General features: G+C 41.5%; 1 protein-coding gene and 2 pseudogenes. 2 read left to right on the plus strand and 1 reads right to left on the minus strand.

Annotated features, from left to right (window positions below; translation table 11 throughout):
• A pseudogene (locus L4C38_RS21160) lies at window positions 1-156 on the plus strand (IS110 family transposase); the annotation flags it as partial.
• 342 nt (window positions 157-498) lie between these two features.
• On the opposite strand, the gene L4C38_RS21165 reads toward L4C38_RS21160, so the two are convergent.
• Window positions 499-1,494: a threonine ammonia-lyase gene (locus tag L4C38_RS21165; RefSeq protein WP_428799511.1), complete on the minus strand. Its 996-nt coding sequence runs from the start codon at window positions 1,492-1,494 to the stop codon at window positions 499-501.
• 522 nt (window positions 1,495-2,016) lie between these two features.
• Between L4C38_RS21165 and L4C38_RS21170 the strand changes: the two are divergent.
• A pseudogene (locus L4C38_RS21170) lies at window positions 2,017-2,232 on the plus strand (IS110 family transposase); the annotation flags it as partial.

Genomic DNA, 2,232 nt, shown 5'->3' on the forward strand with positions numbered 1-2,232 from the left:
AGACGCGCCAAATTCAAATCCGATAAGCTCAGTAAGTGGATGCTTGAGTTACAAGAGCGACGAGGTCCCAACCGTGCTGCGGTAGCACTCGCGAACAAACTCATGCGGATCGCTTGGGCTGTCATAACCAAAAACGAAGAGTATCAACCAACATAAAACAACATACATCACCAACCCTTTGCAAAGTACGTAGTGAGATGAATAACAGGATAAATCCTACACGTTGAAAACCTTATGCTCACGCTGGCTTTTAAAGTCGATAAGTTGATCAGAACTGCGTGTTCGACTGCCTCATCTTGGCCAAGGCAAAAGCCGCTAAAACAGGCCGTATATATGGTAGTTAACCTGCGCTTTTAATCATACTGCTGACTTGCAAAACTGGGGGAGACCATATAAGTGAGCAACGCTTACCACTGAACCTAAGCCATTGCACCGTAAACACAAAACTCAACTGAAACCAAAGCCACCGAGCGTTGCGAATCTGTCTTAAACGCTTTGTTAAATTACTTTTCCATCTCGGAAGCTAGACAACTCACAAGCTTTTTCTAGCTCATCAGGTGATGCATTAGAGCCACTAAACTGAAGCACCACTTTTTTACCTGCCAATTGTTCCCTTAACTTCCACGCTGCCATGATTGTTGAGCTTCCCGCGCCCTCCACTAAATTTTTCGTGTGGTGAGCAGCTAAAGCTATGCCTTGGAGAATTTCTTGCTCTGAAAGAAGAACAAAGTCATCTAATTTGTCACGATAAATGTTAAAAGTAGTATCATAAGCTGTTCCAGTAGCAAAACCGCCTGCAAAGGTTTGATTACTACTTTCAATAATTTTTTTACTACTCCAGGACTGATAAGCGGCTGACGAGAGCTCTGCTTGAACAGCGTAGATGCTAATTTGAGGTGATATTGATTTTAAAACACTTATCCCCGAAGCAACTTCACTACCACCACCTAACGGTAAGATTACAGCATCAACGTCTGGAATATCTTCGATAATTTCAAGAAACTCAGTACCAACACCATTTACTACAAGGGGTTCATTAGCAGGGTGAACGTAGTAATAGCCTTTCGTTTCATTAATATCAGCTACAACCTTAGCTGCCTCATCGAAGTTTTCACCAGCTTCAATGACTTCAGCACCCGCACGTTTTATCAACTCAATTTTTACAGGATTAGAGCCAATTGGCACTACTACAATTGCTGGTATATCAAATAGTTTTGCTGACGTGGCAACAGATAAGCCATGATTACCCGTTGAAAACGTAACAACACCACTCACTTTAGCTTTTTTGAGGTGTGACATAATGTTTATACCACCTCTGATTTTGAAACTTCCCGTGATGTTTTGATTCTCATGCTTCACGTAAACCTCGCAACCAAGTAATCGGGATAAACCATCATACTTAATTAAAGGTGATGGTTTCATATATGCTGAAACCACTTTTTTAGCCTTATATATCTCATGAAGTGAGATAGGATATTCCTTTAAACTTTCCACAGTACCTCCTTGTAATTTAACGAAAAGTTAAAGCGTGAACAACGCAATAACAATGCAGCTGCAAACACCTTAATCACTAAAATCAACGCACTGTGAAAATGCCACGCGTTGTGAGTCGCATTTAAACGTCTTGTTATATATGTGACCAAAGTCCATGGATATCCTTGGACTCCTCATTCACACGCACTGAATCATCGTAAACAGACAAAAATCGATGCAGAGGTGAAGGGAAATGCCTTACCTTAAAGCTCCGTTTGTTCTGTCTTTAATCGCCAGCGTATTAAGCAGACAAACTTAGCTTTAAGGGTAGCATGAGGATTGCCTGCACTCAGCCTAATTTGTTCTATTAAACAACGACTTCGCTGCTAATTAAGCKTTGAGACACACAGCTTGCACCCTACATTGCTACTTCCGTCACTATATAACGCCGCGTTAAGTTGATGAGATGGTCTCCCCCTACCACTTCACATGACCATGAGCCATGCTTGGAGTGTTCAGGTCCCAAAGCAAAAGGAGAAGACCATGACTCAGCATAAAATCATCGGCATCGATTTAGCAAAAAATATTTTCTTTCTTGTTGAAATCGATCATAAAGGAAAAAACATCAGCCGTAAAAAACTTCAACGAAGTAAGTTGCTTAGCCATATCGCGAACCTAAAACCCTGCACTATTGCTATGGAAGCTTGTTCGGGCGCTCACTACTGGGCGCGTGAATTTGAAAAATTTGGGCATAAAGTT

The organism is Vibrio kasasachensis, assembly GCF_050337565.1.
Lineage (GTDB): Bacteria > Pseudomonadota > Gammaproteobacteria > Enterobacterales > Vibrionaceae > Vibrio > Vibrio kasasachensis.